Genomic DNA, 26391 nt, shown 5'->3' with positions numbered 1-26391 from the left:
ATTATTCTTTGTAATAAACGCGTTTTATACGTTGGGAAACCGAAGTTAAGACTTCATAAGGAATTGTTCCTAACCATTCGGTAACGTTAGCTAAAGTTGGTGAGTTTCCAAAAATAGTCACTTCGTCACCTTCTTTACATGGAATATCGGTAACATCAACCATCATCATATCCATACAAATGGTTCCGGTAATTGTAGCCAAATGCCCGTTGATACCTACTTTTCCTTTTCCGTAACCAAGTGAACGACGAATTCCGTCTGCATAACCAACAGGCAAGGTTGCAATTTTGGTATGACGCTCCGCTGTAAAACGACGACCATAGCTTACAGTTTCGCCTTTTTCAATCTCTGAAATCTGAGAAATTACCGTTTTGAAACGCACAACAGGTTTCAAATATTTCTCCATAAAATCGGTATATTCAGAGTAGCCATACATTCCGATTCCTAAACGAACCATGTCATATTGATGTTCTCCATACGCTACAATTCCAGGAGAATTTAACGCATGTTTGATTGGTTTTATGTTTAAAGCAGTTGTAATTGCCGCATAACTATTATCAAAACGTTCTAATTGATATTTTGCATATTCTTCTTCCTCTGGCATATCGGCAGTTGCTAAGTGAGTGAAAATTGAGCGAACATAAACATGTGAATTATCTTTTAGAATTGCAATTAATTCTTCGAAATCATCTTCATGAAAACCAAGACGATTCATACCTGTTTCCATTTTCAGGTGAATTGGATAGGGTGAAGAAATCTGTTTTTCTTGTAGTTTCTGAATGAATAATTTCAAGACGCGTAAACTATAGATTTCTGGTTCCAATTGATAATCGATAACCGTAGAATAACTACTTTGTTCCGGGTTCATGACGATAATTGGAATGGTAATTCCAGCTTCGCGCAATTCTTTTCCTTCATCTGCAATCGCAACGCCTAAGAAATCGACACCGTTATTTTGTAAGGTATTTGCTACCTCAAAACTTCCTGTTCCATAACTATTCGCTTTTACCATGCACATCAATTTTGTGGTAGGTTTTAGCAATGAGCGGTACACATTTATATTCTCTATAAGGTTTTGCAAATTAATTTCAAGAACAGAATCGTTGGAACGTGTTTCTAATTCACTCGAAATTTTTTCTAATTTGAATGGACGAGCGCCTTTTAATAAAATAGCTTCGTTGTCGACATTTTGATGACGGAACTGCTCTAAGAATTCTTCAGTCGAATTGAATGAACGAACATAAGATTCAAATAAATGTTTGAACTGAGAAATTTTTTCTCCAATCAAAACTATCTCATCAAAATGATAAGGGTTGACTAAATTGGCTGCTTGTTGATATAAATCGTGGTCAGATAAGTTACTTTGTAAAATATCCGTCAATACCAACGATTTTTTGTCACGTGGTTGTTGATTTAGCACATTTAGACCAATTTTTAATGAATTTAGATCAGAATTGAAGGTATCATTAATTAAAATTGAATGATTAATCGCTTCTTTAATTTCCAAACGCATTTCGATTGGTAGAAGTTGATTAAATTCGTTTTTAAGTTGTTTATAATCAATGTTTAAACTAATCAAAGTTGTTAAGCAAATTAAACTATTTTTAATCGAAGCATCATCGATAAAAGGAATCGAATAGGTGAATTCTTCTTGATTATGTAAAATAGAAATTTGTGTATTAGTCTGATTACTTTGTATTTGCTTGATTTGTACAGTGGCAGAATTGGAGTAACCATAAGTGTATTTATCTATTTGTGCTAAATGAGCGTTTTCAAGAATAGCTTGATGTACTTTTTCATTCTCGATATTGAAAACTAATTTATCAACATGAGAAAATAGTTTCAGTTTTTCCTGAATTAATTCATCTTGATTTTTGAAATTCTCTAAATGCGCTTCTCCGATTTTTGTCAACACACCAATTGTAGGTTGAATAATTTCTTCGAGATTTTGCATTTCATTTGGCATCGAAATTCCAGCTTCGAAAATACCCAAATCGTTTTTCTCCTCCATTTGCAAAACAGAAAGTGCTGCTCCGAATTGAGAATTGTAACTTTTTGGACTACGAACAATCGAGAATTTTTTCCATAACAATTGATTCAACCATTCTTTGACAATCGTTTTTCCATTGGAACCAGTAATTCCGATGACAGTAAAATGAAATTTTTTGCGATGAATTTTTGCCCAATTTTGTAAAGCAAGTAGTGGATTTTCGACCTCGATAAAATTTGCATGAGGAAAATTTGTCAACGCTTTTTCCACGACAAAATTTCGAATTCCTCTTTGATAAGCATCTTGCAAATACAAATGCCCGTCTTTTTGGTTTCCGTGAAATGCAAAGAAAATTCCTTGAGTTGGATTGACAATCATTCGCGAATCAAAGAAAATTTGATCGATGATTTCGTCTCCATTTCCAATCAAAGTACCGTTGATGATACTTGCTATTTGATTTAGATTATAAGTTTTCAACTTTGTGTTTGTTATGTTCTTCCCAGAAAGCAACTCGGCTTAATGGTTCGTATTCTAGTACTTCGCCAAGCTCAACAAGGCGATCACTGTCAATTTTTCGGTGCGAATAATTGGCTAAATTTCCTGTACGAACGCAGATTGCATGCACTTTTGTTACATACTCGGCAGTCGCCATTAAATTGGGCATTGGACCAAAAGGACGACCTTTAAAATCCATATCCAAACCAGCAACAATAACGCGTTTACCTTCATTGGCCAATTGATTGGCCACGTCTACAATTCCGTCATCAAAAAATTGTGCTTCATCAATTCCTACCACATCGCAATCATCAGCCAATAATAAAATTGCTGAAGAATATTCAACAGGTGTTGATGTAATAGAATTTTGATTGTGCGAAACGACTTCACGGTCAGCATAACGCGTATCTACCGTAGGTTTGAAGATTTCGACACGTTGCTTGGCAAATTCGGCACGTTTTAGACGGCGTATAAGTTCTTCGGTTTTACCAGAAAACATTGAGCCACAGATGACTTCTATCCATCCACTTTTTTTGTTATGATTAAAGGTATTTTCGAGGAACATAGTTCAAATAATTTAGATTAAAATGTGAGAACAAATTTACGGAATAAATTAGATGAGAAAATTAAAAAATATAAATAAAGCATTTTGTATAAGAAATGTAGGAAATTTGCGTTTCAACTATAGTGTATATTAAAATATTAATGATTTTTAATTTATGAGTAATTCTCAAGAAAATAATTCCCAAGAAATTGATTTGGTTTATTTGGGAAGAAAACTAAATCAATTGTTTCAAAACATAGGGCTATTTTTCTTTAGACTATTAAAATTTTCTATCAAGAATATTGTAGTCATTTTATCTTTGTTAATCATAGGTTTGGTTTTAGGTTACGTAGTTGATAAATACTACAGAACAACCTATAAAACTGAGATTTTTGTTATTCCTAACTTCAATAGTATAGAGTATTTATACAACGAAATTGAAAATTTTAAATCTAATATTCCTAAGAATAAGGAACAAGAGAATTATCTAAAAAATATTGTAGACATCGAAATTAAACCTATTGTTGATGTAAAATCTTTTATTGATAATAATCAAAATAGAGAATTTTTGAAAGTCTTGTCAGATAATGGAGAAAAGTTTGAAACCATATTAAAAGATAAAGATATTCTTAAAATTAATAAAGTACATTATATCATTGTCACTACTAAATCAAAGGAAAACACGACTAAAATTGTTCAGTATTTATTTGATAATTTAAATAACTCAAAATATTTTCTTGAAAGGCAAAAGTCTGAAGTTTCAAACTTGCAAAATAGTAAAATTCAGCTTACAAAATCTATTGATCAAATCAATAATATTTTAGATAAATTAGGAAATAATGGGACTGAGACCTCTACTAAAGATTTTAATATTAATACTTATGATCAACTAAATAATGTAATCGATTTGAAGAAGTCTTATGTAGACGAAATTTCTAAAATTGATGTTAAACTTGTTGAAGCTCAAAAAATAATATATCCAATTAATGTTTCATATGATAATATGAGTAGTCCAAAAATATATTTAAAAGCTGCTATTTTATTACCTCTTTTTTTATTAGGACTATACTTTATGGGGTATTATCTAAAGAGTTTTTATAAGAAATATGATCGAATCTCTAAAGAAGAAAATGCTAAAAAAGTTAAATGAAATATTCAAAAGTAGAGATCTAAATCAAGTAATAATAACACTTATACTAAGAGTTATAGGTATATTGTTGTTATTTGGCTTCACATTGTTTTTAACGAATAATTATAAGCCTGAAGTTGTTGGAGATTATGAATTAATAAGAACTTTTTTATTAATAATAGGTAGTTTAACTGTTTTAGGAACTGAACAATCTATCTTATACTTCATAGGAAAACTTACTTCTAGCAATTCTTTGGAAATGAGTTTAAGTAAATTATATTTCAATATTCTTAAATTGATATTTATATCATCTTTATGTTTGGTTTTTATATTTATCATTTTACCAAAAGACTTAATATTAGATTTTTATAACCGAGATCATTTAATTTACAATTATATAAAAAAGTCTGTTTTTTTGTGTTTTTTTTATAGTGTTACAATCTTCAATACAGAAATGCTTAGAGCATTAAACTATATAAATTTGTCAGAAATATTTAGAAATATTCTTAAATATTCAATTGTAATTATAGGGAGTATGATTCTATTATATACAGGTGATTCTATTTGGCTTATTGATTTTTATATATATGGATTTATTATTTTGTCAATTATATCTACAATAGTTGTTTTAATTGATATTAATAAGAAAGATAGATTTAAAAATTATCACAAAATAGAATTTGATGATTCTTTAGTTTCGATAAAATCAATTATTATTAAATCGTATCCAATGGCTATAAGTGGATTATGTTTTTTTGTGATGCTATCAGTTGATATTATGCTATTAAAGAAATACTTTGGGAGTGAATCAGTTGCTTATTATTCTATTGCGATAAAATTATTAACTATTCTTTCAATGGTTATTATAGCCGTTAATATCAATATTGCTCCTAAAATATCTGAGTTTTATCATTCTAATAAAACTTATGAGCTAAAAGAAATATTAAATAAAAGTCGTAAAATTATTTGTTTTATGAATATTCCAATAGGTATTTTTCTTATTTTATTTGGAAAGAAAGTTCTATTATTCTTTGGACAAAATTATTTAGAAGTATATTATCCAATGATTATTTTATTAATAGGACAAATAATTGCTTCTTTCTTTGGATCTACAGCAATTACACTCAATATGATTGGTCAACAAAATAGGTTTCAATTTATATTATTGTTTGCTACGTTATTGAATATTATTTTTAATATAATTTTAACTCCAAAATATGGGATGATAGGAAGTGCCATATCTTTTGTGGTTAGTTTATTATTCTGGAATATTGTGTCTTTTATAACTTTTATTAAATCAAGTAAATTAAATACATTATGATTCCTAAAATTATTCATTATTGTTGGTTTGGAGGAAATATGATTCCAGAAGATGTAATCAATTATATTGAGACATGGAAAAAAATAATGCCAGATTATGAAATAATAAAATGGTCTGAAGATAATTTCGACGTCATGAAACATCATTATACAAGAGAAGCTTATAAAGCAAAGAAGTATGCATTTGTATCAGATTATTGTAGATTATTTGTATTAAGAGAGTTTGGAGGGATTTATTTGGATACTGATGTGGAAATTCTTAAGAGTCTTGATCTTTTTTTAAATCATAAGGTATTTATGGGGTTTGAAGGAAATCGATTGGTCGGTACTGCAGTTATAGGTTCTTGTAAAAATGCTGTATTTATTAATGAGATTATTGACTTATACGATACAATAAGGTTTAAATTATCTGATAATAAATATGATTTAACACCTAATGTTATTATAATTACTGATTATTTAAATAGTAAAAATATTATCACAAAAGAAGGGATTAATAATTATGATGATAAATTAACGATTTATCCTAGAGATTACTTTTCTCCTAAACACTTTGATACAAGAAAAATGACTGTAACAGATAATACTCATACTATTCATCACTATTCTCAATCTTGGACATCATTAAGTCATAAAATTATTCAAAAAATTAAATTTATTTTAATTTTTATTATGGGTTTTAAAAGAACAAGAAAAATGATTGATACGATTAATAAAATAACTAATAATGAATAAAATACAATTTATATTAATAGTAATAATTTGTGTTTTATTTGGTTTAATATTCCCTTTTGTTTTACCAGAAAGATTTTATGCGGATGCAAGACCTATTGTATTAGATCTATATAACGAAAAAGGACTTATAGGAAGTTATCCTTTTACAATGCTTTTTTATTGGATTACTGGTTTGGGAAAACTTCCATTTAGTATAGTTGCATTAATTCAGCTTCCAATATTATTTTTTTTGCTATGGCTGATAGGTATACCAAATCGTTTTGCACAAATTAATATTAAAAATTGTCTTATTTATTTATCATTTCTTATGGTTAGTGTTTTTATAGGACAGCCTTCTAAAGAATTTATTACCTTCATTTTTGCAGCAATTATTGTTTATCTTTTTCAATACAAGTATTTTTCATTTGGTGTTGCTATATTATTTTCATCTATATTATTTATCATCTTTGGAGGTTTCTTTCGCCCCTATTTTGCATTTATGCCTTTTATAGCACTTTCAGTCTACGCTATAACAAAGATAAAATTTACAAATAGGTGGATTATGTCCTTTTTTTTAGGTCTAAGTGTTTTAATTTTTTTCTCATTAATTTTTAAACTTGGAAAGGGAGAATATTTATCTGAGATGTCAAGAGAAAAATTAAATTTCTTACGACTTGAAAATGGTGATGAAAATGCTAATACAATGATTCTTTCTCCAATTCCTGTGACAAATATATTTACAGAAGCTTTTGCTACATTTTATGGATTTGTAACAGTTAATTTTCCTATAAATGCTCTTCGTTTCTTTTATAAGCCGCAAGTAATGGCTTTTGTTATTTGGCAGCTCCTATTTACATGGATAATCATTATACGTTTTGGGTTCTTATTAAAAAGTTTTCCTGAACGAAAAAAAGAATTATGGGTAATGTGTTTGCTACTGAGTTATTTATTTATTCAAGGAATTTTTGAACCAGATTTAGGTTCAGCTATACGCCATAAAATAGGAATTTTACCAATAATTTATTATCTATTTTATTATGATGATTTCAAAAGAAAAATTTAATCTAATAAACAATTATCTTTTAGTTGTTATTTTATGCACACTATTTTTTAGATCAGTGTCAACGCTACTTATTTTTGTTTTTGCAGGATTTAATTTATTTAACTATAAATATTTGAAATTTAATACTAAATACTTATTTATATTAGTCGTTTTAACACTTCCTTTTTTATTAGAAATATTGTTTCTATGGAATAATATAGGATCAGGTAAGTTGTTAAAACCGATAGAAAAAGTTATTTCTTTTTTTATCTTTCCTTTTTTTATTTTGATGAATCCAAAAGGTTACTCAATCTATAAAATATCAGATTTATATCGAAAGTTTATGACTCTTCTTATTATTATTCTGTTGATTCGATTTTTGATTATTGCGCCAGAATATGTTTCTAAATATGTGAGAGGAGTTCATCTTTGGGAAATGGGATATGTTATTAGTAATAGTTTTGGGAATCATGCACCTGTAGTGAATATGCATATTGCTTTTGTTGTTGTATTAAACTTATATTTTTTATTGAAAAATTATCCGCAAAAAGTATTGATGAATATATCATTTTTAATAATGAGTGTAATCGCTTTATTTATTATAAATACGCGCCTTGCCTTAGGTAGCTGTATTATATGCTGTTTTATTGTAGTATTTAGTTATGCTTATAAGAAGTACAATAAAAAAAGTATATATGCTATAATATCCTTTGTTGTGTTAACTGTAATAATATTGTTAACTGCTTTTGCTACAAATCCATACATGAAAGAAAAATACTCTGAAGTTACATTTGCTAATATGGATAAAGTAGGAAGATTGGACGAGGTTGAAAATCCTGATAATGTATTACATAATGCTTTAGTGACAAGAGTGAGTATTTGGAAATCAGCTACTGAATTAGGTTATAAAAGAGTTTTTACAGGTTATGGTTCTGCTAATTCAAAAGAAAAACTTGTTGAGTATTTTAAAGATACAAATCAACAATTTCTCACTAAATATAAATTTCCCGTACATAATCAATTCTTTGATTACTTTTTAAGGTTTGGGATTATTGGATTTGTAGGTTTACTATTTTATTTTTTTACAATGTTTAGAATAAGTTTTTTCTCAAAAAATTTAATAGGCTCGTGTTTTGTCTTAAACTTTTTATTTTCCAATTTGTTTGATGATTTTCTAATTCGATTTCAAGGTATTGTTTATAGTGCAATTTGGTTTAGTTTAATAGTTAGTACAGCAACACCTATATTATTTTTTAAAAGTATTAAAATACAAAAGAGTAAATAATAATTAATTAACAATGAATATCTAAAAATGAAAAAAAAAATCAGTGAAATTATACAAAAAGAAAAGTTTCATCCTGGATTTATAGGATTTTTTATTAATCATAATTTTTTAATAAGAAAATCTCTACGTAATGCAATCAAATCTAATGCTCATTTACTTGAAGGTTCTTTGTTAGATTTTGGATGTGGATCAAAACCTTATAAAAAGTTTTTCGTAGCCTGTAAAGAATATATAGGTGTGGATTATAAAATTGAAGGTAGGGAAGATAAACAGAAAGAAGTTGATGTTTTTTATGATGGTAAAAATATACCGTTTGAAAATAGTCATTTCGACTCTTTGTTGTGTACAGAAGTTTTAGAACATGTTTTTAATATTGATGAACTATTGCATGAATTTAATCGTGTACTAAAATTGAATGGTAAATTAATCATTACGACTCCGTTTATGTGGGAAGAACATGAAATGCCTTATGATTTTGCTCGATATACAACTCCCGCGCTCGAACATTTGTATAAGAAGAATGGTTTTATAATTATTGATAATTACAAAACAGGAAATTCAATTGAAGTGATTACTCAGTTTAAAATCAATTATATAAAAAATATTCTTCCAGAAAATAAAGCTGTTAAACATATTGTTTTATTACCTTTTATAGGATATTATAATTTGAAAGGTGGAATTATAAGCTTGATTTTTCCAAAGGATAGAAAAACATATTTTAATAATGTATTTTTATTAGAAAAAAAGAAGGATTTGATGTAATTGTTTATTCTTAGTTTTTAAGATGAATATAGTTTATATAATTCAAGCATATTAGTGCGGTTATCAAACTTTGATAAACATATTTTATAAGAATTTTCACCCATTTGTTTTCTTAATGTAGAATTTTCAAGTTGGTTGATGAATTTATTTAATTCATTTATATTTTGAAATAGATAACCATTTTTGCCATGTTCTACGATATCTTTATTTCCTATAATGTTCGTCGAAATAATAGGTTTACTAAAAGCTAAAGCTTCTAGTAAAGCAATTGGTAAACCTTCCCACAAAGAAGTTTGCAAAAATATATCAATTTTATTAAGATAGTTGTAAACTTCTTTAGAGGTATGAAACCAACCTGTAATTTTAATATTAGGAGAGGTGAGTAAATGTTGGAGTTCTCCATCTCCAATCCATAAAAACTGATATTGTGGAAACTTTAAAGCAATTTCATTAAATAATTGAGGATTTTTTTGAAAAGAAATTCGACCTACAATTCCTAAAGTCAATTTTTCTTGGAGATTATTTTTATAATGTTTAGATACTTCTTCAATATTTATCCCATTCCTAACTAATTTAGCTTTACCAAGTTTCTTAGCTATTTCAAATTCTGTATCTCCACAAGCAATAGTTGTTCCTCCGAAAATTGATTGGGTGTATTTTTCAATACATTTTAGTGCAAACTTCTTTTTATTTGAAATATCCTCTCTTAAAAATGAATAACCATGAGGAGTATAATATAATTTATGTTTTTTGAAAGAAAAAAAACTTGCCCAACGTCCTACTATACTTGCTTTAGAAGAATGTAAGTGAATGATATCTGGATTAATCTTTCGAATTGTTTTTATTAATTTTAAAGTGGATTTTAAATCTTTTATAGGATTGATATTTTTTTCCATATCTACCTTTATAAGATGAACTTTATTACCGAAATCTTCTTTTATTTTTTCTGGTAATATCTCATTGCGTTTATCATTGTAAATAATATAAGTATCGCAATTTGTGACTATATAATCTTGACTAAAAAAATCACTAAGTCCTTTAAAATAAGTATATACACCGCCGCCTAAGGCTTCTACAATATGTAATATTTTCAAAATTTAATGATATTTTAGTGAGTATGATTAAAACGATGATAAACGTAAATAATTATATTTTATTCAATTATTATGATTGAAATATACTAAAATAGTTTAAAAGTAGTTTATGATATAGAACAAAAATTGTAGATATTTTTTATCAATTTCTGATATGATAAGATCAAAATTTAAATATGTTAAAAATTTACTTATTGCATTAGATTTACTTGTATTAATTAGTTTATTTTATGGATTTTTAAAAGTTCAGTATAAATATTTTTACACTGTAAAACTTACAATATTACCTAGTTTAGAGGCATTACTCGACGCTCATTACAAAGCAATTTTACTATTATTACTCGCTTGGTTTGTTATTTCAGATTATGTAAAACTTTATTCTATAAAAAGAGTCAATTTTCTTAGAGAAATTCTTCGAAAAATAGTGTTGCAAACATTTTTCTTTTCTTTGATTATTTTTACAATTTCTGGAATAAAAAAAGAGGAACTATTAGCGAATCAGTTAATTGTTTCTTTTGTTGTCATTTTATTTGTTTATCTAATCTTTACACGATTACTTGTATTTTTTGTTAGTCGCTATAATTTTCAAAAGGGGAATGATGTAAAGAATGTTATTGTTTTGGGAGATAATAGTAATACACCACGTTTTAAATCGATTATAGAGAATAGAAAACATTATGGCTATAGAATTATCAAAACAAATAATATTATTGATAATGATTCACTAGAAGCAGTTTTATTATCAAATAAAGTTAAAGAAATATTTATATCTCAATTAGGATTACCTATATCATTACAGGAGCAAAGTATTGTTAACTTTTGCGAAGATCATCATGTAAAAGTGAGTTATATACCTTACTCGTTGAACACAGAATTAGTAAGTTTAGATGTTGTATACATTGATACTTTACCAATTTTTAGATTTAAAAAATTTCCTTTAGAAAAAACGGAAAATAAATTGATCAAATCATTATTTGATGTTATCATTTCTTTTTTTGTTTTAATTTTTATTATGAGTTGGTTGTTTCCGATAATTGCATTTTTAATTAGGTTAGATTCGAAAGGTCCTATTTTGTTTAAACAAAAAAGAAGAGGAATCAATGGAGTAGAGTTTGACTGTTATAAATTTAGAACAATGCATAATGATGGAACAAATTCCATTAAAGCTACTGTAGTTAACGATAATAGAATTACAAAAATAGGAAAGTATCTTCGTAAAGCAAGTTTAGATGAATTGCCACAATTTTTTAATGTGCTGAATGGGGATATGTCTCTTGTAGGTCCACGACCGCATATGATTTCTCAAGATATCTATTATAGAGAAATTATTAAGAAATATAATCTTCGTAATTATGTAAAACCAGGTATTACTGGTTTAGCACAAGTAAAAGGTTATCGTGGAGCTATAGATTGTGATAAAGATATGGAAGACCGTATACGAACAGATATTTTTTACGTACGTAATTGGTCACTTCTTTTAGATTTACAGATTATTTATCAAACAGTTGTTTTGATTTTCAAAGGAGACAAAAACGCAATATAACTCACAAAAAAACCTCTTATAAAATTTATAAGAGGTTTCTCGAATTAATTCGAAAATATATTTTATACAATATAAGATAAATTATCTTTCGTATCTTTTTTCATTTTCGGTTCCAAAGCTAGCGATTTTATATAACCACCATCCCATCAATGCGCATCCGATGAATGTAAATAACCATCCAAAGATAACACCAATTGGAGATAATAAGTTTTCAAAAGTCCATTTGAAAATATCACCAATCGCAAAAAATAAATCAGTTATAACTCCCATATTCTAGTTTATTGCTTAATTTGCATCAAAGTTAATAAAATGTTGGTTAATCTACTTGACAAAAGGAATTTTTTTATACAGATTTTTATCATTGTGTTGTTTACATTGCTTGGAGTTACTAATTTTAACAGTATTGATCTGAGTAATTTAGAAAAATTAGGCGTAGTCCTGACAATTTTGACGATTGCTTTTGTAGGGTATATCGACAATACGAATGATTTAATTTCGACTTCTTCGTATCCAACGTTTACTTATATTTTGTGGATAATGCCTTTTATTGCAGGTTTATCAGATTATAGAATTGCTGGAAGTTTGTTGCTTGTGACTTATGTAACAGTGCAATTACTCTATTTTGAGTCCGAAAAAAACGATACGTACAACGCTTTTGACATAGGCGTTTTCATGAGCTTTGCAATTTTATTAAGTCCGCCACTTATTTTCTTAGGAATTGTAGTTTTTACTTATTTCTTGACTTTAAGAGTTGTAGAACCAAAAATTCCTATTCTTGGTTTTCTAGGATTTATTCTTCCAATATTAATCGTTGCTCAAGTTAGTTTTCTGCTCGATTATTACTTTATGTTCGATTTTTATAAAGAACAATTGATGTTTACAATGGTACATTTCGAATGGAAACAATTGTTTTTAGTTCCAATTGCAATTATTCTAATTTATTCAATTATCAATCATTTCAAGAATGTGAATAAATTGACAGCACAAAAGAAACGTATCTTTTTGTTGATGCATTTTATGTTTGGAACAATGCTGATTACGTATATTCTTTACGGAGGAAATAACGATGCTTATCTTGCTTTTTTAGGTTTTAGCATTATGTTGATGTTGACAAGATACTTTAGCGAAAGCAAACCCAAAATAGAATGGCTAAAAGAGGCATTTCTTTGGGTTTTTATGATTTGCTTGCTAATTTATAATTTTTATGATAGAATCCCGAGATTCTTCTCCTTGATTACGGAGGTAAGTTTTTAATTCGAATTCTTTTCCATCAAAAACACCATAAGTAAAGTAGTTAATCCAATCGCCAAGATTGATGTGACGTGCTTTGCCTATAGCAATTTCCATTGGTAAATGTCGATGTCCGTAAACTAGATAATCGTAGTATTTTCGATGCAATTGCTTGCGGCTATACATGATTAACCATTCGTTGTCAACGCCTAAGAAATTAACATCTTCGTCACCCGAAATCATTTTATTTTTTCGCGAAGCTGTAATTCCTAACCACATTGCCAAATCGGGATGAAGTAGATAAAAAAGAAATTGACAAATTTTGTTCGTAAAGACCTTTTTCATGCGTTTGTAGCCTTTATCACCAGGTCCTTTTCCGTCGCCATGAACGATAAAAAATTCTTTTCCATTGATGATAAAATCTTGTTTGTCTCGAAAAACAATTGCATTGATTTGTTCTTCCAAATAATCTTTCATCCATAAATCATGATTGCCAACAAAGAAATAAATTGGAATTCCACGATCAGAAATTTCGGCTAATTTTCCTAAAACACGCACAAATCCTTTTGGAACAACGTGTTTATATTCAAACCAAAAATCGAACAAATCGCCAATCAAAAATAAAACACCACAATCATCTTTTATTTCGTCAAGCCATTTTACAAACAATTTTTCGCGCACCAAACTATCTTTTTCATTCGGAGCACCAAAATGATGATCCGAAGAAAAATAGGCTTTTTTACCAGCTTCTAACTGAATGTTTATTGGTTGTCCTCCGCTAACCATTCTGCATAAGAATTTTCAGTTTCGTGTAATTTCAAAGCAACCAAATCGATATTCGTTGGTAAAAGAGGTTTGATTTTATCCACAATCCATAAAATCATGTTTTCTGCAGATGGTTGATAATCAGTGAAAACAACATTATGTCCTTCTGTTAATAATTTCTCTCCCAATGTTTTGTGAGGCGAATTTTCGTTCAATAAAATTGCGTGATCAAAAAGATTAACAATTTCTTTGTTCACAATTTTTTTCAAATCCCCAAAATCCATCACCATTCCAAGTTTCACATCGTTTGTGTCCTCAGAAGGTGTTCCTTTCACAGTTACAAATAATTTGTATGAATGTCCATGTATATTTTTACACTTTCCGTCATAACCATGCAAAGCATGTGCAGTTTCGAACGTAAAAGCTTTTGTAAGTCGAATGATTTTCATTAAATTTAGTACTAAACTTTAATTTGCAAAGGTAATGGAAATCAAAACAATCGTAAATTCTTTGGTTGATTTATTTTTTCCGATGCGTTGTTTGGATTGTCAAGACGTCATTCAACCTTCGCAATTTCTGTGTGTTTCGTGCTCAACCAAACTTGTTTTTACGCATTTTAATTTTGATCAAAATAATCGAGCTTATGATAAATTGAGAAATTTTTGCGAGGTCGAAAACGCTTTTTCTTTGTTAGAATTTAAACATCATAATACAACGCAAGCCATTTTACACGAAATGAAATATAGGAATCGTCCAGAAATTGGAATTGATTTAGCGCAATTGATTAAGTTTGATTTGAGTGATTATGACGGAATTATTCCGATTCCATTGCATTCAAAACGATTGAAAACAAGAGGCTACAATCAAGTAGAAAATTTTGCACTAACGTTGGCTGAAATCAACCAGATAAATTATTTTTCGGATGGATTAATCCGAACTAAATACAATTCATCTCAAGTAAATGAAGACAAAAAACACCGATTGGAAAATTTGAAAGATGCGTTTGAAATCAATCCAAATCTTAAACCTGGACATTATATTTTGATTGATGATGTCTTAACAACTGGTGCAACAATTGCATCGGCAATAAAAAAGTTTAATCTTTCTGAAAATTTTAAGATAAGTGTAATTACCATTGCTTGTGCTTAATAACAAGCTTTTTCTTAACTTGCGCCCATGAATAAGACGACACGTTTTTCGCTTTTGATGTTAACCATTTTGACGGTTATTTCTTGTGCAAGACAAGGTTCACCAACAGGAGGACCTAAAGATGAAACTCCGCCAGTTTTCCTAAAAGCTGATCCAGATACATTGGCTACGAATGTAGATGTCAATTTGCAAGAGGCTACAATCAACTTTGATGAGTATATTCTTCTGAAAGAATACAGTAAAAATGTGGTTGTTTCGCCATCGTTTCAGATTCCTCCAATTGTGACGCCGCAAGCTTTAGCGAAGAAGAATATTTCGATTAAATTTCAAGAACCATTGTTACCAAATACAACATATAGTTTCAATTTTGGTGATGCGATTCAAGATTTTAACGAAAATAATAAGTTATCAAACTTTCAATATGTTTTTTCGACAGGTAGTTTTATCGATTCGTTGAAGGTAACAGGTCGTGTAAATTCGTCTTATGATTTCAAATTACCAGAAAAGATATTGGTCGGGCTATATAAAGTAGATAGTACATACAAAGACAGTATCATTCTGCAAAAGAAACCATATTACATTGCGAGAGCCAATGATAAAGGAGAATATCAATTAAATTATTTGGCTTCGGGTAAGTATAAATTAATTGCTTTTGAGGATAAGGTAGAAAATGTGATGTACGATTATGGAAAAGAGCGTTTGGCTTTTCATAACGAACCAATTGAGCTGAATGCGAATCAACAAATCAACTTGAATTTATTCAATCAAAAACCAGCTTATCGTAAACCTGAAGCGAGTTTTAAACAAGAAGGTTTAATTGTTTTTAAAACGACAGGAGCAACGGATGATGTTACGATAACGCCGGTTGGGAAAGAATTCAAAACGGCTTATATTCAGAAGTTTCCAAGACAAGATTCGATTAATTTTTGGTTCAATCCAAAAGTGGATACAATTGTAGGAAGAAGTGCAAAATTGAACTTCAGGGTTCAACATAAAGATCAAATTGATGAAGTAAGTGCATTATACTCAAAATCGAATACTGAACGAAAATTAGAATTTAAAGCAATAAATGATCAAAAATTAGCACCAAATAAACCGTTTAAAATTCAGGCAAATGCACCAATAAAATCATTGGATTTATCTAAAATTTATGTGTTTAAGGATACGCTTTCCATTCCATTCAAAGTTTCGATCGATACAGTGAATGCTCAGAATTTGAATTTTGCTTTTGAGAAAAATTTAGATGAAAAATTTGAAGTAAATCTCTATCCAAATGCGTTGACAGACGTGTTAGGAGAGAAGAATGATACACTTGCTTATCCTATAAAAATGGGAACGCGTGGAGATTTTGGACATTTAAAATTAACGCTTCAAAATACACCATCAAAACCATTTATTTTACAGTTTTTAAAGACTGATAAAGATTTTACAGTAATTGAAGAAATTTATAATCCAGCAAATAAAAACTATTTTGAGTTCAATTTTATTGAGCCAGGAGAATATTTGTTCCGTTTATTGGTTGATGAAAACGAAAATGGAAAATGGGATACTGGCGATTATTTATCAGGTAAACAGCCCGAACCAATTTATTTGTATCCAGAGCCAATTAAAATTAGAGCGATGTGGGATGCGACCGAAACTTGGGTTTTAGGAGAGGCAAATCAACCAGTTTCTTTACCAAATGATGACAAAGATTCGGACAAAAATAGAATACGTCGAGGAGAATTGAAAGAAGGCGAGGAGCGTCAAAATCCACGAACAGCAAATAAGAAATCAGAGGAATAGTTCTCTGATTTTTTTAATTTAGTCAATTCGCAAATTTCTCGTAATACTTGCGTATGGTTGTATGTCATAAACTGGACAACCTATTCTGTCCAAAATAATACTTCCTACAATTAAATAAACTTGATATTGAGTTTTAGGTGAATTGTTATCAAAAAGATGTTTACAATTTGTAATTAAAATTGCATTGATAAACTCTTCAACAGTAAGTTCTTCCCATTTAATAAAATGATAATCTAAGAAAATATATTTTAAAATATTAGAATAATTTTTAATTTTTAGATTTAAAAAATTGCTTAAATCTTGAAAGTTATTTATTTGTAAGTAATTTGATATTTTATCTGCTAGTTGAATATGATTTCCAAAATAATCCTGAAATAAAGCATAAAGTGAATTAAATTCTTCTTTGTTTTCGGAAGTAATATCAATCATTTGACAAATTAGGTTTGAAATTTCCCCAACTCGACTTATTTGCTGAATATCTTCATCTTTAAAACGAATATTGAAATGATTTTCAAATTCCATGATTAATTCAACTGTATCTAATCCCATATTTTCTAACTTTCTGGTGCCAAATATATAAAAGGTGAAAGAGGAATGTTTCTCAAAATAGAATAAACCAAAAGGAAGATTAAGAAATTTCTAGCAAAACTTTCGGGAAGATGTAATTTGCCTGACATTGGTTTGCCTAAAAAAATATTTTCAATAATAGCATAATACAATTGTACACAAATGTAAAGTGCAAAAGGCAAAATAAGATTGTAGCGTAACGATTGTAAAAAATGCCCGTTAACAAGCAAGGAAAAAGCACGTTGACCACCACAGCCAGGACACCATAAACCTGTTATTTCATGAAACATACATTTGATAGAAAACGGACTTTGGTTGCTGTAATAACTATAAAAATAGACGATTACCAAAATGGGTAAAAGCGTAGCTAATCCATAAACCAAAATCCGTTTTATCATATGATTAATTTCCGTTAGAGCTTTCTAAAATACTTTTATATTGCTCCATATAAGCATCCATACCTCCTGTAATTAACATCACAACATTGATAATAACACCAATTACGCCTAAACCAATTGCAACATAAGCTAATAATTTAGAATTCTTAGCTGCTTGTTCAGCACCTGTATAATCGCCAATATTGTGTTTTGTATTCACTTGATTTGCAAAAACAATTGCAATAATACCTACAATAGTACCGATGCAACAAGGAGAACAAAGCCCTAAAATAGTTCCGATGATGGCCAAGACAAGGTTATTTTCTGGTTTCGGTTTAATTTCTTCAAAAGAAGATTGTTGTGGTTGATTAAAATCTTGATTAGATTGGCTAGAATAATCCATAATAATGTTTTTTTAGTTTCGAATAAAAATAGAAAAAATGTTTAAATAAATTTAATAAAATATTTAATATTCTATTGAAATAACATTCGATATAAATCTTCTACTTTTGATATTCTGACGATTCTAATTCCAAAATCAGTATCTTTTATTTTATTGTATTTTGAAACAAAAATTGCATCAAAACCTAATTTTTCAGCTTCGGTAATGCGTTGTTCAACACGATTTACAGCTCTTATTTCTCCACTTAAACCAACTTCTCCTGCAAAACAACAATTGTCTGGAACAGCAGAATCTTCGCTTGATGAAAGAATTGCTGCAATAACAGCCAAATCAATCGCAGGATCATCCACACGAATTCCGCCTGTAATATTCAAGAAAACATCTTTCATATTCAATCGGAAACCAGCGCGTTTTTCTAAAACAGCCAGCAACATATTCAATCGCTTGGCATCAAAACCAGTCGCAGTACGTTGTGGAGTTCCATAAACAGCAGTAGAAACTAAAGCTTGAATTTCAATCAACATCGGGCGAACACCTTCCAAAGTTGCTGCAATTGCATTTCCGCTTAGTAATTCATCTTTTTTGGTAATTAATACTTCTGACGGATTTGTGACTTCACGCAAACCAGCTCCTTGCATTTCATAAATTCCGATTTCTGCAGTCGAGCCAAAACGGTTTTTGTTTGCACGTAAAATTCGATAAATATGGTTGCGATCGCCTTCAAATTGCAACACAACATCTACCATATGTTCCAAAATTTTTGGTCCAGCAATTACACCTTCTTTCGTAATATGACCAATTAAAATAATCGGTGTGTTGGTTTCTTTTGCGTATTGAATCAGCTCAAAAGTTGTTTCTCGAATTTGCGAAATACTTCCTGGAGATGATTCTACATAAGTGGTTTGAAGCGTTTGTACAGAATCGACAACAATCAGTTGAGGTTGAATTTCTTTGGCATGCGCAAATATTTTTTGCGTATTAGTTTCGGGTAAAATAAAACATTGATCCGATTCAATTCCGATTCGTTCGGCACGAAGTTTTACTTGCGAAACAGATTCTTCTCCAGATACATATAAGATTTTAATCGTATCTAACTTTAAGGCAACTTGCAACATCAATGTCGATTTTCCAACACCAGGTTCTCCACCAACCAAAATCACTGATCCAGGAACAATTCCACCACCTAAAACCCTGTCTAATTCTTGGTTTTTCGTTGAAATTCTTATTTCTCCTAATGGATTTATTTCGCGAATATTCAGGGCAAAAGTTTTTTCTTTTTTATCCGATTTATCTTTCCACGATTTTTTTTCGTCGCCTTTGTCTACAATTTCTTCAACAATGGTATTCCATTCGCCACAACTTTTGCATTGTCCCATCCATTGCGCGGTTTGCGTGCCACAGTTTTGGCAGAAATATGTAGTTTTTGTTTTAGCCATAGTTTCAAATTTAGACAAAAATAATGTTTTATCGCGACAAGATATGGAGTTATAAGTGTGAAAAATTTTAATACAACAACTAAAAAACGTTAATAATAATTTACTTTTTTAACAAATTATCAACTTTAGATAAAGTTGAGTTAAATATTGATTTTCAATCATTTTCTCGATTATTTTTAATCATATTTTAAAATGCCAATGAAAAGAACTTTACTTCTTAGCTTTTTTTATATTTTTTGTATTTCTGTCAATGCACAATCGACTTTAATTTCGGGGAAAATTATGGTAGATAATGCGGATGAAATCGTTAATCTTGATGATTTTGTAATCGAAAATTTAACGTCAAATGCACGAACAAAATCAAATGAAAAAGGTCTTTTTTCGATTCGAGTTCAGCCAAACGATGTTTTACTTTTCAAACAAATTGGAATTGAAGAACGTCAGCTTAAGATTTCTGAATCAATGATTAGAAAGGGTTTTATAGACGTTCATCTAAATGTTGAAGTGATAGAATTATCCGAAACGAAAATAAAACCGCTTAAAAAGAATTGGAAAGAAAATATTAGCAAAGAAGAAACGCAAAGCGAAAAAATCAATAAAAGTTTAGGTATTAATGAAGAGTTTAAAAATGATATGGTGAAAGCCTATTTTGCTTCGGAATATCTTCGAAAATTAAGAGTTCCCATTCGTTATGAAAATGTGATGGGTTTGATAGAGCAATATTCGGACAAAGAAGTGCAGACGTATAAACATTTTCTGAAAAAGAAAAACCTTGATAAATATGATAAAATCATTCAACTCAAAGATTATTTTACCGAATATTATTTTGCACATGATTTGAAAATTCCGAAAGGAAATATTCTTGATTTTATTCATTATTGCTTTGTTCAGTTTAAGTTAGAACCACTTTTAAAAGCAAATAATTATGATAAAATCACTTTAATTTTCGAAGAACAAGCACCAAATTATCTTTCTACTATCAACCAAAAAACAATCGAACATGAGTAAATTTTTATTCTTTTTATTAATCATTTCATCAAGTTATCTTCAAGCACAAAGCACTTTAATCACAGGAAAAATTATTGTGGATGATGCAGAAGAAGTTATTAATTTGGAAGGAACTTCGATTGAAAATTTAACGACTAAAGTTAGAACCAAAGCAAATAATGTTGGTTTATTTTCGATAAATGTGAATTTGAATGATGAATTGTTAATCAAACATACGGGAATCGAAGAAAGAAAATTGAAAGTTTCGGAAACTATGATTACGAAAGGTTTTGTGGAGATTCATGTTAATATTGAACTGATTGAATTGAAAGAAGCGAATATCTCGAAATTGAATATAGATAAACTTAACAAATTGGGAAAAAATAAATCTGCTTCCAAAGAAATTGTTGATGCGACTGGTGTTAATGATAAGGAATTTCAAAAAACTGTTGTTGAGAGACATAATTGGGCGGCATTTCATCGAAAAGATAATCCATATGCAGGTAATTTATTGGAAATCGTGAAATTATTTAAAACACCAAATGGAAAAGGAATTTTAGATAAAAGAAGGATTTCTACTTATGAGAAAATTATTGATTTGAAAAGTGTTATAGGTGAAACTTTTTTCATCAAAGAGTTGAAACTTTCGAGAAGTCAAATTATGGATTTTATTGGAACATGTTATTATTCAAATAATTTTGACAAGTTAATTCGTAAGAAAAATTTCAATAGAATAAAGCAAATTTTAAAAGAACAAGCACCAAATTATCTTTCTACTATCAACCAAAAAACAATCGAACATGAGTAAATTTTTATTCTTTTTATTAATCATTTCATCAAGTTGCCTTCAAGCACAAAGCACTTTAATCACAGGAAAAATTATTGTGGATGATGCAGAAGAAGTTATTGATTTGGAAGGAACTTCGATTGAAAATTTAACGACTAAAGTTAGAACCAAAGCAAATAATGTTGGCTTATTTTCGATAAATGTGAATTTGAATGATGAATTGTTAATAAAACATACGGGAATCGAAGAAAGAAAATTGAAAGTTTCGGAAACTATGATTACGAAAGGTTTTGTGACGATTCATGTTAATATTGAAGTGATAGAATTGAAAGAAGCGAATATCTCGAAATTAGATAAAAATTCGCTCAAAAATTTGGGAAAAGAAAAATCATTTCAAGAAAAATTGAATGATGAAGCGGGTTTTACTTCTCTAGAATTTAAAGCGGAACTGAATCTTAAACATGATGAAGAAAGAGTCAATAGAACGATTAAACAGGTTGGAGGAGTTAATCTAAAAGGGGTATTTGATTTGTTCAAAAACCCAAAAAAACGAATGAAAAATCCAGGTCCAATAAAAGTTGTGAAAGAAGATCAATTATCGGCGTTGCATAAATTTTTTACGACATATTATTTTGTGAATGATTTGAAAATTCCAGAAGGAAAAATAAACGAGTTTTTAGATTATTGTTATTCAAATTTTGATTTTCCGAAATTGTTGCGAGATAATAATTTTGATGAAATTCTTTTTATAATTGAAGAACAAGCGCCGATTTATTTAGCAAAAATGAAGAAAAATGAGTAGAATAAATTACATTATATTATTGAATTTGTTGAGCGTTTTTACATTTGCGCAAACAACCTTGATTACTGGAAAAGTAGTGATTGATGATGGTGTTGCTGGGCAAGATGCGGTAGACAATATTTTGGTGACAAACGAATCGACGAATGCGAAAACGTTTACAAATGCGAGCGGAATGTTTTCAATTAAAGCTTCTGTGGGAGATGAATTGGTGATTACACATGATTTTTATATCGAACGAAAAATCAAAATTACATCGGATATTTTAGTAAAAGGAATGCTGACGATTCATTTGAATATTGAAACGATTGAACTTGCTGAAGCGCGAATTAATACGTTGGACAGAAATTTTAAGAATAACATCAAGTTAGAACACGGAAAAGTAGATGAATTGTATGATAATTTGAACTTGGGTTTTAATCCAAATTTGCGTTTCCGAAAGATAAATCCTAACATGACTTCTACAATTAATAATAATGGATTGTTGGATCCGTCGAATTGGATAGCAACTATTTCTGGACAAAAGAAAAAAGATAAAAAACAAAACGAATATTTCAAAAAGGTAGATAAAATCAAGGATTTAGAGAATTATTTCACCTCAAATTATTTCATCGAAACATTGAATATTCCCGAAAATAAAGTCACTGATTATGTGCGTTATTGCTATGCGAATTTTGAATTAGAGAAACTCGTAAAAGAAAATAAATACGATAAGATTACAGAAATTTTAGAAGAACAAGCGCCTAAATATTTGGAAATGATAAAGAAATAAAATGTATATTTAATGAAACTTATTAGCTATGGAATTACTTTTTGTATTGTTTGTCAATCTTATTTTCTTTTTTGTTATGAAAATAAGTTATAAAATAAATCCTTGGGAAATCAATAAAATGGTAAAGCTTTGGAATCGTAGTTTTGGAGGTATGAGATTATTGTGTAGAATCTCGTCGAATTCGTGCGATTTTGTAAATAGCAATCAATCCAAAACTAATCATCGATACAACTTGAGCTATATAAAGAATTAACCCAAAATAATCGCCAATTGCTCGTCCTTCGTGCTGATCTCCGCCTTTTGCTAAATAAACGGCCGAAAATGCAATCGACATAATATACGGATAAGCCAAACCTCCCGAAACAGGCAAAATCATTCCCAAAGATCCTGCAATCAATAGAAATAAACCTTCTGGTATACTAAAATTTTTGGTGTCTGGAAAAGCAAAGAAAACAAGGAAAGTCATTAGGAAATAACAAATCCAAAGTGCGAAAGAATAAAAAATGAATAAGCCTCTTTTTTCTAATTTCGAGATTGATTTTATACCTTCCCAAAGTCCAAATAGAAAGGTTTTGATTTTTTCAAAAAACTTTAATTGACTAATTTTTTTCCAGAAAATAGCGATTAATCCAATTCCTAAAACAAGAACTCCAATTGTGATGTAGTATTTTAAGAAAGAAGGTTCAGCTGTTGGTTGATGTACTTTTTCTTTGTTTCCTAATTCTACAAATTTGATGAATGTTTCATAATTGAAAATAAGTGTTAAACCGAAAAATAATCCCAAAAATAAAACGTCAATTACACGCTCTAAAACTACTGTTCCGAAAGATTTCTCAAACGGCACTTTTTCCATTTTATAGAAACTTGTTGCACGAGCCACTTCACCACTTCGAGGAATGGTCAAATTCATAAAATATGCAAATGCAATAGCCCAAAAACCAGATGAGGTTTGTGTGTTGTAGCCCATTGGCTTTAGAAGAAGATTCCAACGAGCGGCGCGTATCCAATATGTGAGAATACTGATTGCCATAGATGCAAAAATCCAAAAATAATTGGTTTGTTTTAAAACTTTTGCAACTCGTTCGAAATCAATTTGCTTCACTGTTACCACGACAAAAAAAACGGCTAACAATGAAGCAATGATTAAGAAGAGCGATTGTTTGATCATACTCTTCATATAAATTATTGAAAATTAATTTCTTAATCTAAACGATTGTTCTCGTTAGGGAAAACAATTGTTGGTTCGTATGTTTTGGCTTCCTCAAACTCCATCATCGCATACGTAATGATGATAACTGTGTCACCAACTTGTACTTTACGCGCTGCAGGTCCATTCAGACAGATTTCGCCACTTCCACGTTTACCTTTTATAATATAAGTTTCAAATCGTTCGCCATTCTCTTGTACCACGATTTGTACTTTCTGACCCACAACCATATTGGCAGCATCTATCAAATCTTCGTCGATTGTAATACTTCCGATGTAGTTTAATTTTGCGTCTGTTACCTTAACTCTATGTATCTTAGAGTGAAAAACTTCTACCATCATAATCTTGCAAAGTTACACTGAACTTATAAATTTCAAAACCTGTTTCAATATTTTTCTATTGATTTGAGAAATTTATTATATTTAATTAAAACTGAATATTATCGATTAAACGTACATCGCCTGCATAAGCAACGACAAATCCACGAATATATTTGGCATCAGAAAAATGTTCGATAGACAACAACGTTTCTTCATTTGTGATTTCAAAATATTCTAATTCGAAAGGTGAATTTTTGAATTCATTTTCGACGAAAGCTTTTACTTCAGGAACATCTTTTCCTTCTTTTTTAAGCGTTATAGCTTGTGATAAAATTGAATAAATTTGTGGTGCATCCGAAGTTTGTTGCGTTGATAAACGTGCATTTCTTGAACTAAATGCTAAACCAGAATCTGCTCTGTGAATTGGCATTGGAACAATTTCGACATCTAAATTCTCTTGTTTTACCATTTCTTGAATGATACGAATTTGTTGAAAATCTTTCTCTCCAAAATATGCTCTTGTTGGCTGAACTGCTTTGAATAATTTGCAAACAATTGTGGCAACTCCATCAAAATGTCCAGGACGAGAAGCGCCTTCCATCACTTGGTCTATTGTGCCAAAATCGTAATGTTTTGCACCTTCATTTGCATCATATAAATCCTCAACAGTAGGCATATAGACAAAATCACATCCATTTTTCATTAACAATTCTTTATCATTTTCCTCAGTTCGAGGATATTTTGCTAAATCTTCTGCATTATTAAATTGTGTCGGATTGACAAAAATGCTGACGATTGTGTAGTCGTTTTGAGCTTTAGAAGCTTTGACCAAAGACATGTGACCTTCGTGTAAAGCGCCCATTGTAGGGATAAAGCCAATGGTTTTGTTTTGGTTTTTTAACTCGACGATTGCGGGAGTTAATTTTTCCTTTTCGTTAAATATAACCATAACACTGATTTGTTAAAAAAAAACTAATATCTCGCAAAGCTACTATAAGCAAATAATATATCAACATTTTTTTGTAAATTTGTGCCTTATTATTCATTAGGAAAAGAGAGTAGAAATTATGGAAGGAAAGCGCATATTGTATGTAACAACAGAAATGGTACCTTACTTTCCTGAAAATCCGATGTCTTCACAAGCATTAGATTTGCCAAAAATCATGCAAAGTAGTGGTGCAGATGTAAGAATCTTTATGCCAAGATTTGGAGCAATTAACGAAAGAAGACACCAATTACACGAAGTAATACGACTTTCAGGTATGAACATGATTATTAATGATTTGGATCAACCATTAATCATTAAAGTCGCTTCTGTTCCAGGAGAAAGACTACAAGTGTATTTTATTGATAACGAAGAATATTTCAAACGTAAAGAAGTTTATGGAGAACATAATGGACTATTTTCTGATAACGACGAACGTTCTATTTTCTTCGCAAAAGGAGTTTTAGAGACAGTAAAAAAATTAAACTGGAAACCAGATGTTGTTCACGTAATGGGTTGGATGTCTAGTTTAGTACCATTGTATCTAAAAAAATATTATTCTGACGATCCTTTCTTTCAAGATGCGAAAGCTGTTGTTTCTTTATTTGACAACGGATTTGAAGGAGAATTAGATAACGAATTAGTTAAAAAATTAGCTTTTGATAAAGTAGAAGCTGATGTACAAACATATTTAGAAAAACCTACACATTTGGGTATGATTCAAGCTTCTTTAGAATATGCTGATGCAGTTGCGAAAGGAGAAGAGATGATTCCAGAAGATGTGAAAAACTATATCAACCAACAAAATATTCCTCTATTAGACTATTGTTCTAAAGAACAAGCAAAAGAAGTTTACAATAACTTTTATCTTGAGGAAGTAATGAACTCTAATTAAAATCTGTTT

The 26391-nt window shown here is 29.5% G+C and carries 28 protein-coding genes; 15 read left to right on the top strand and 13 right to left on the bottom strand.

Annotation, left to right across the window (positions count from 1 at the left end; translation table 11 throughout):
• Position 1: 1 nt before the first annotated feature.
• Both ACTS9J_RS01160 and ACTS9J_RS01155 read right to left on the bottom strand, forming a co-directional pair.
• Positions 2–2467: a bifunctional UDP-N-acetylmuramoyl-tripeptide:D-alanyl-D-alanine ligase/alanine racemase gene (locus ACTS9J_RS01160; RefSeq protein ID WP_313304699.1), complete on the bottom strand. Its 2466-nt coding sequence runs from the start codon at positions 2465–2467 to the stop codon at positions 2–4.
• Positions 2454–3050 (bottom strand): thymidine kinase, encoded by a 597-nt coding sequence (locus ACTS9J_RS01155; RefSeq protein WP_219034099.1) that lies wholly within the window; start codon positions 3048–3050, stop codon positions 2454–2456. The genes ACTS9J_RS01160 and ACTS9J_RS01155 overlap by 14 nt, the downstream gene beginning before the upstream one ends.
• Before the next feature lie 202 nt (positions 3051–3252).
• On the opposite strand from ACTS9J_RS01155, the gene ACTS9J_RS01150 reads away from it, so the two are divergent.
• From ACTS9J_RS01150 to ACTS9J_RS01125, 6 genes are read left to right on the top strand one after another with little or no spacing between them, the layout of a single operon-like run.
• Positions 3253–4179: a hypothetical protein gene (locus ACTS9J_RS01150; protein WP_286502022.1), complete on the top strand. Its 927-nt coding sequence runs from the start codon at positions 3253–3255 to the stop codon at positions 4177–4179.
• Complete coding sequence (locus tag ACTS9J_RS01145) at positions 4160–5479, top strand: oligosaccharide flippase family protein (RefSeq protein WP_291066149.1); 1320 nt, start codon at positions 4160–4162, stop codon at positions 5477–5479. Before ACTS9J_RS01150 ends, ACTS9J_RS01145 begins: the two co-directional genes overlap by 20 nt.
• Positions 5476–6213: a glycosyltransferase family 32 protein gene (locus tag ACTS9J_RS01140; RefSeq protein ID WP_291066151.1), complete on the top strand. Its 738-nt coding sequence runs from the start codon at positions 5476–5478 to the stop codon at positions 6211–6213. Before ACTS9J_RS01145 ends, ACTS9J_RS01140 begins: the two co-directional genes overlap by 4 nt.
• Positions 6206–7255, top strand: a complete 1050-nt coding sequence (locus tag ACTS9J_RS01135) for a hypothetical protein (RefSeq protein ID WP_291066153.1) — start codon at positions 6206–6208, stop codon at positions 7253–7255. Before ACTS9J_RS01140 ends, ACTS9J_RS01135 begins: the two co-directional genes overlap by 8 nt.
• The gene (locus ACTS9J_RS01130; protein ID WP_448352735.1) at positions 7230–8519 is read left to right on the top strand and encodes an O-antigen ligase family protein; all 1290 of its coding nucleotides are present in this window, start codon (positions 7230–7232) and stop codon (positions 8517–8519) included. The genes ACTS9J_RS01135 and ACTS9J_RS01130 overlap by 26 nt, the downstream gene beginning before the upstream one ends.
• A 27-nt stretch (positions 8520–8546) precedes the next feature.
• Positions 8547–9281 carry a class I SAM-dependent methyltransferase gene (locus ACTS9J_RS01125; protein ID WP_313304693.1) on the top strand — a complete coding sequence of 245 codons (735 nt, stop codon included), beginning with the start codon at positions 8547–8549 and terminating at the stop codon, positions 9279–9281.
• Positions 9282–9298: 17 nt separating this feature from the next.
• Here ACTS9J_RS01125 and ACTS9J_RS01120 read toward each other — a convergent pair whose 3' ends face one another.
• Entirely contained in the window at positions 9299–10375 is a 1077-nt protein-coding gene (locus ACTS9J_RS01120) for a glycosyltransferase (RefSeq protein WP_313304692.1), read from the bottom strand.
• A 154-nt stretch (positions 10376–10529) separates the two neighbouring features.
• On the opposite strand from ACTS9J_RS01120, the gene ACTS9J_RS01115 reads away from it, so the two are divergent.
• A complete protein-coding gene (locus tag ACTS9J_RS01115) occupies positions 10530–11918 on the top strand; it encodes an exopolysaccharide biosynthesis polyprenyl glycosylphosphotransferase (RefSeq protein ID WP_313304691.1) in 1389 nt (462 codons plus the stop codon).
• Positions 11919–11999: 81 nt separating this feature from the next.
• On the opposite strand, the gene ACTS9J_RS01110 is transcribed toward ACTS9J_RS01115, so the two are convergent.
• Positions 12000–12188, bottom strand: coding sequence for a hypothetical protein (locus tag ACTS9J_RS01110; RefSeq protein ID WP_125349128.1), 189 nt, complete (start codon positions 12186–12188; stop codon positions 12000–12002).
• 39 nt (positions 12189–12227) lie between these two features.
• On the opposite strand from ACTS9J_RS01110, the gene ACTS9J_RS01105 reads away from it, so the two are divergent.
• The gene (locus ACTS9J_RS01105) at positions 12228–13172 is read left to right on the top strand and encodes a DUF6427 family protein (RefSeq protein ID WP_448352734.1); all 945 of its coding nucleotides are present in this window, start codon (positions 12228–12230) and stop codon (positions 13170–13172) included.
• Here ACTS9J_RS01105 and ACTS9J_RS01100 read toward each other — a convergent pair.
• Together ACTS9J_RS01100 and queD are read right to left on the bottom strand one after the other, a co-directional pair.
• Positions 13107–13934: a UDP-2,3-diacylglucosamine diphosphatase gene (locus tag ACTS9J_RS01100; protein ID WP_448352733.1), complete on the bottom strand. Its 828-nt coding sequence runs from the start codon at positions 13932–13934 to the stop codon at positions 13107–13109. The genes ACTS9J_RS01105 and ACTS9J_RS01100 overlap by 66 nt on opposite strands.
• Positions 13910–14362: a 6-carboxytetrahydropterin synthase QueD gene (gene queD, locus ACTS9J_RS01095; RefSeq protein ID WP_312149231.1), complete on the bottom strand. Its 453-nt coding sequence runs from the start codon at positions 14360–14362 to the stop codon at positions 13910–13912. The genes ACTS9J_RS01100 and queD overlap by 25 nt, the downstream gene beginning before the upstream one ends.
• A 34-nt stretch (positions 14363–14396) precedes the next feature.
• Between queD and ACTS9J_RS01090 the strand changes: the two genes are divergently transcribed.
• Positions 14397–15062 carry a ComF family protein gene (locus tag ACTS9J_RS01090; RefSeq protein ID WP_280035031.1) on the top strand — a complete coding sequence of 222 codons (666 nt, stop codon included), beginning with the start codon at positions 14397–14399 and terminating at the stop codon, positions 15060–15062.
• Positions 15063–15089: 27 nt separating this feature from the next.
• Positions 15090–16847: an Ig-like domain-containing protein gene (locus tag ACTS9J_RS01085; RefSeq protein WP_448352732.1), complete on the top strand. Its 1758-nt coding sequence runs from the start codon at positions 15090–15092 to the stop codon at positions 16845–16847.
• Between the two features lie 18 nt (positions 16848–16865).
• On the opposite strand, the gene ACTS9J_RS01080 is transcribed toward ACTS9J_RS01085, so the two are convergent.
• From ACTS9J_RS01080 to radA, 4 genes are all read right to left on the bottom strand, one after another.
• Positions 16866–17396, bottom strand: a complete 531-nt coding sequence (locus ACTS9J_RS01080; protein WP_448352731.1) for a hypothetical protein — start codon at positions 17394–17396, stop codon at positions 16866–16868.
• Positions 17397–17401: 5 nt separating this feature from the next.
• A complete protein-coding gene (locus ACTS9J_RS01075; protein WP_448352730.1) occupies positions 17402–17812 on the bottom strand; it encodes a DUF2752 domain-containing protein in 411 nt (136 codons plus the stop codon).
• 4 nt (positions 17813–17816) lie between these two features.
• Complete coding sequence (locus ACTS9J_RS01070) at positions 17817–18194, bottom strand: CD225/dispanin family protein (RefSeq protein ID WP_291069359.1); 378 nt, start codon at positions 18192–18194, stop codon at positions 17817–17819.
• Positions 18195–18265: 71 nt separating this feature from the next.
• Entirely contained in the window at positions 18266–19630 is a 1365-nt protein-coding gene (gene radA, locus ACTS9J_RS01065) for a DNA repair protein RadA (protein WP_125349136.1), read from the bottom strand.
• Positions 19631–19828: 198 nt separating this feature from the next.
• On the opposite strand from radA, the gene ACTS9J_RS01060 reads away from it, so the two are divergent.
• The 4 genes from ACTS9J_RS01060 to ACTS9J_RS01045 are packed head-to-tail and all read left to right on the top strand — an operon-like array spanning position 19829 to position 22975.
• Complete coding sequence (locus tag ACTS9J_RS01060) at positions 19829–20638, top strand: hypothetical protein (protein ID WP_448352729.1); 810 nt, start codon at positions 19829–19831, stop codon at positions 20636–20638.
• On the top strand, positions 20631–21425 hold the full coding sequence (locus ACTS9J_RS01055) for a hypothetical protein (protein ID WP_448352728.1): 795 nt from the start codon (positions 20631–20633) through the stop codon (positions 21423–21425). The genes ACTS9J_RS01060 and ACTS9J_RS01055 overlap by 8 nt, the downstream gene beginning before the upstream one ends.
• On the top strand, positions 21418–22206 hold the full coding sequence (locus tag ACTS9J_RS01050) for a hypothetical protein (RefSeq protein ID WP_114998536.1): 789 nt from the start codon (positions 21418–21420) through the stop codon (positions 22204–22206). Before ACTS9J_RS01055 ends, ACTS9J_RS01050 begins: the two co-directional genes overlap by 8 nt.
• Positions 22199–22975 carry a hypothetical protein gene (locus ACTS9J_RS01045; protein WP_291087583.1) on the top strand — a complete coding sequence of 259 codons (777 nt, stop codon included), beginning with the start codon at positions 22199–22201 and terminating at the stop codon, positions 22973–22975. Before ACTS9J_RS01050 ends, ACTS9J_RS01045 begins: the two co-directional genes overlap by 8 nt.
• A gap of 157 nt (positions 22976–23132) precedes the next feature.
• Here ACTS9J_RS01045 and ACTS9J_RS01040 read toward each other — a convergent pair whose 3' ends face one another.
• From ACTS9J_RS01040 to panC, 3 genes are all read right to left on the bottom strand, one after another.
• Complete coding sequence (locus ACTS9J_RS01040) at positions 23133–24152, bottom strand: lysylphosphatidylglycerol synthase transmembrane domain-containing protein (RefSeq protein WP_291065429.1); 1020 nt, start codon at positions 24150–24152, stop codon at positions 23133–23135.
• A gap of 23 nt (positions 24153–24175) precedes the next feature.
• The gene (panD, locus tag ACTS9J_RS01035; RefSeq protein WP_038336011.1) at positions 24176–24523 is read right to left on the bottom strand and encodes an aspartate 1-decarboxylase; all 348 of its coding nucleotides are present in this window, start codon (positions 24521–24523) and stop codon (positions 24176–24178) included.
• A gap of 85 nt (positions 24524–24608) precedes the next feature.
• The gene (gene panC / locus ACTS9J_RS01030) at positions 24609–25451 is read right to left on the bottom strand and encodes a pantoate--beta-alanine ligase (protein WP_416425882.1); all 843 of its coding nucleotides are present in this window, start codon (positions 25449–25451) and stop codon (positions 24609–24611) included.
• A gap of 118 nt (positions 25452–25569) precedes the next feature.
• Between panC and ACTS9J_RS01025 the strand changes: the two genes are divergently transcribed.
• On the top strand, positions 25570–26382 hold the full coding sequence (locus ACTS9J_RS01025; protein ID WP_416425884.1) for a glycogen/starch synthase: 813 nt from the start codon (positions 25570–25572) through the stop codon (positions 26380–26382).
• Positions 26383–26391: the final 9 nt, after the last annotated feature.

Source organism: Empedobacter sp. ULE_I140 (genome assembly GCF_053482575.1).
This window is presented reverse-complemented; position numbering and strand designations above follow the sequence as displayed.

Coding starts and splice junctions, on each gene's coding strand:
- ACTS9J_RS01125 (WP_313304693.1), top strand. CDS start 8,547: ATGAAAAAAAAAATCAGTGAAATTATACAAAAAGAAAAGTTTCATCCT.
- ACTS9J_RS01100 (WP_448352733.1), bottom strand. CDS start 13,934: ATGGTTAGCGGAGGACAACCAATAAACATTCAGTTAGAAGCTGGTAAA.
- radA (WP_125349136.1), bottom strand. CDS start 19,630: ATGGCTAAAACAAAAACTACATATTTCTGCCAAAACTGTGGCACGCAA.
- ACTS9J_RS01105 (WP_448352734.1), top strand. CDS start 12,228: ATGTTGGTTAATCTACTTGACAAAAGGAATTTTTTTATACAGATTTTT.
- queD (WP_312149231.1), bottom strand. CDS start 14,362: ATGAAAATCATTCGACTTACAAAAGCTTTTACGTTCGAAACTGCACAT.
- panD (WP_038336011.1), bottom strand. CDS start 24,523: ATGATGGTAGAAGTTTTTCACTCTAAGATACATAGAGTTAAGGTAACA.
- ACTS9J_RS01085 (WP_448352732.1), top strand. CDS start 15,090: ATGAATAAGACGACACGTTTTTCGCTTTTGATGTTAACCATTTTGACG.
- ACTS9J_RS01145 (WP_291066149.1), top strand. CDS start 4,160: ATGCTAAAAAAGTTAAATGAAATATTCAAAAGTAGAGATCTAAATCAA.
- panC (WP_416425882.1), bottom strand. CDS start 25,451: ATGGTTATATTTAACGAAAAGGAAAAATTAACTCCCGCAATCGTCGAG.
- ACTS9J_RS01140 (WP_291066151.1), top strand. CDS start 5,476: ATGATTCCTAAAATTATTCATTATTGTTGGTTTGGAGGAAATATGATT.
- ACTS9J_RS01075 (WP_448352730.1), bottom strand. CDS start 17,812: ATGATAAAACGGATTTTGGTTTATGGATTAGCTACGCTTTTACCCATT.
- ACTS9J_RS01050 (WP_114998536.1), top strand. CDS start 21,418: ATGAGTAAATTTTTATTCTTTTTATTAATCATTTCATCAAGTTGCCTT.
- ACTS9J_RS01080 (WP_448352731.1), bottom strand. CDS start 17,396: ATGGGATTAGATACAGTTGAATTAATCATGGAATTTGAAAATCATTTC.
- ACTS9J_RS01110 (WP_125349128.1), bottom strand. CDS start 12,188: ATGGGAGTTATAACTGATTTATTTTTTGCGATTGGTGATATTTTCAAA.
- ACTS9J_RS01040 (WP_291065429.1), bottom strand. CDS start 24,152: ATGAAGAGTATGATCAAACAATCGCTCTTCTTAATCATTGCTTCATTG.
- ACTS9J_RS01130 (WP_448352735.1), top strand. CDS start 7,230: ATGATGATTTCAAAAGAAAAATTTAATCTAATAAACAATTATCTTTTA.
- ACTS9J_RS01155 (WP_219034099.1), bottom strand. CDS start 3,050: ATGTTCCTCGAAAATACCTTTAATCATAACAAAAAAAGTGGATGGATA.
- ACTS9J_RS01045 (WP_291087583.1), top strand. CDS start 22,199: ATGAGTAGAATAAATTACATTATATTATTGAATTTGTTGAGCGTTTTT.
- ACTS9J_RS01025 (WP_416425884.1), top strand. CDS start 25,570: ATGGAAGGAAAGCGCATATTGTATGTAACAACAGAAATGGTACCTTAC.
- ACTS9J_RS01115 (WP_313304691.1), top strand. CDS start 10,530: ATGATAAGATCAAAATTTAAATATGTTAAAAATTTACTTATTGCATTA.
- ACTS9J_RS01055 (WP_448352728.1), top strand. CDS start 20,631: ATGAGTAAATTTTTATTCTTTTTATTAATCATTTCATCAAGTTATCTT.
- ACTS9J_RS01060 (WP_448352729.1), top strand. CDS start 19,829: ATGAAAAGAACTTTACTTCTTAGCTTTTTTTATATTTTTTGTATTTCT.
- ACTS9J_RS01090 (WP_280035031.1), top strand. CDS start 14,397: ATGGAAATCAAAACAATCGTAAATTCTTTGGTTGATTTATTTTTTCCG.
- ACTS9J_RS01070 (WP_291069359.1), bottom strand. CDS start 18,194: ATGGATTATTCTAGCCAATCTAATCAAGATTTTAATCAACCACAACAA.
- ACTS9J_RS01135 (WP_291066153.1), top strand. CDS start 6,206: ATGAATAAAATACAATTTATATTAATAGTAATAATTTGTGTTTTATTT.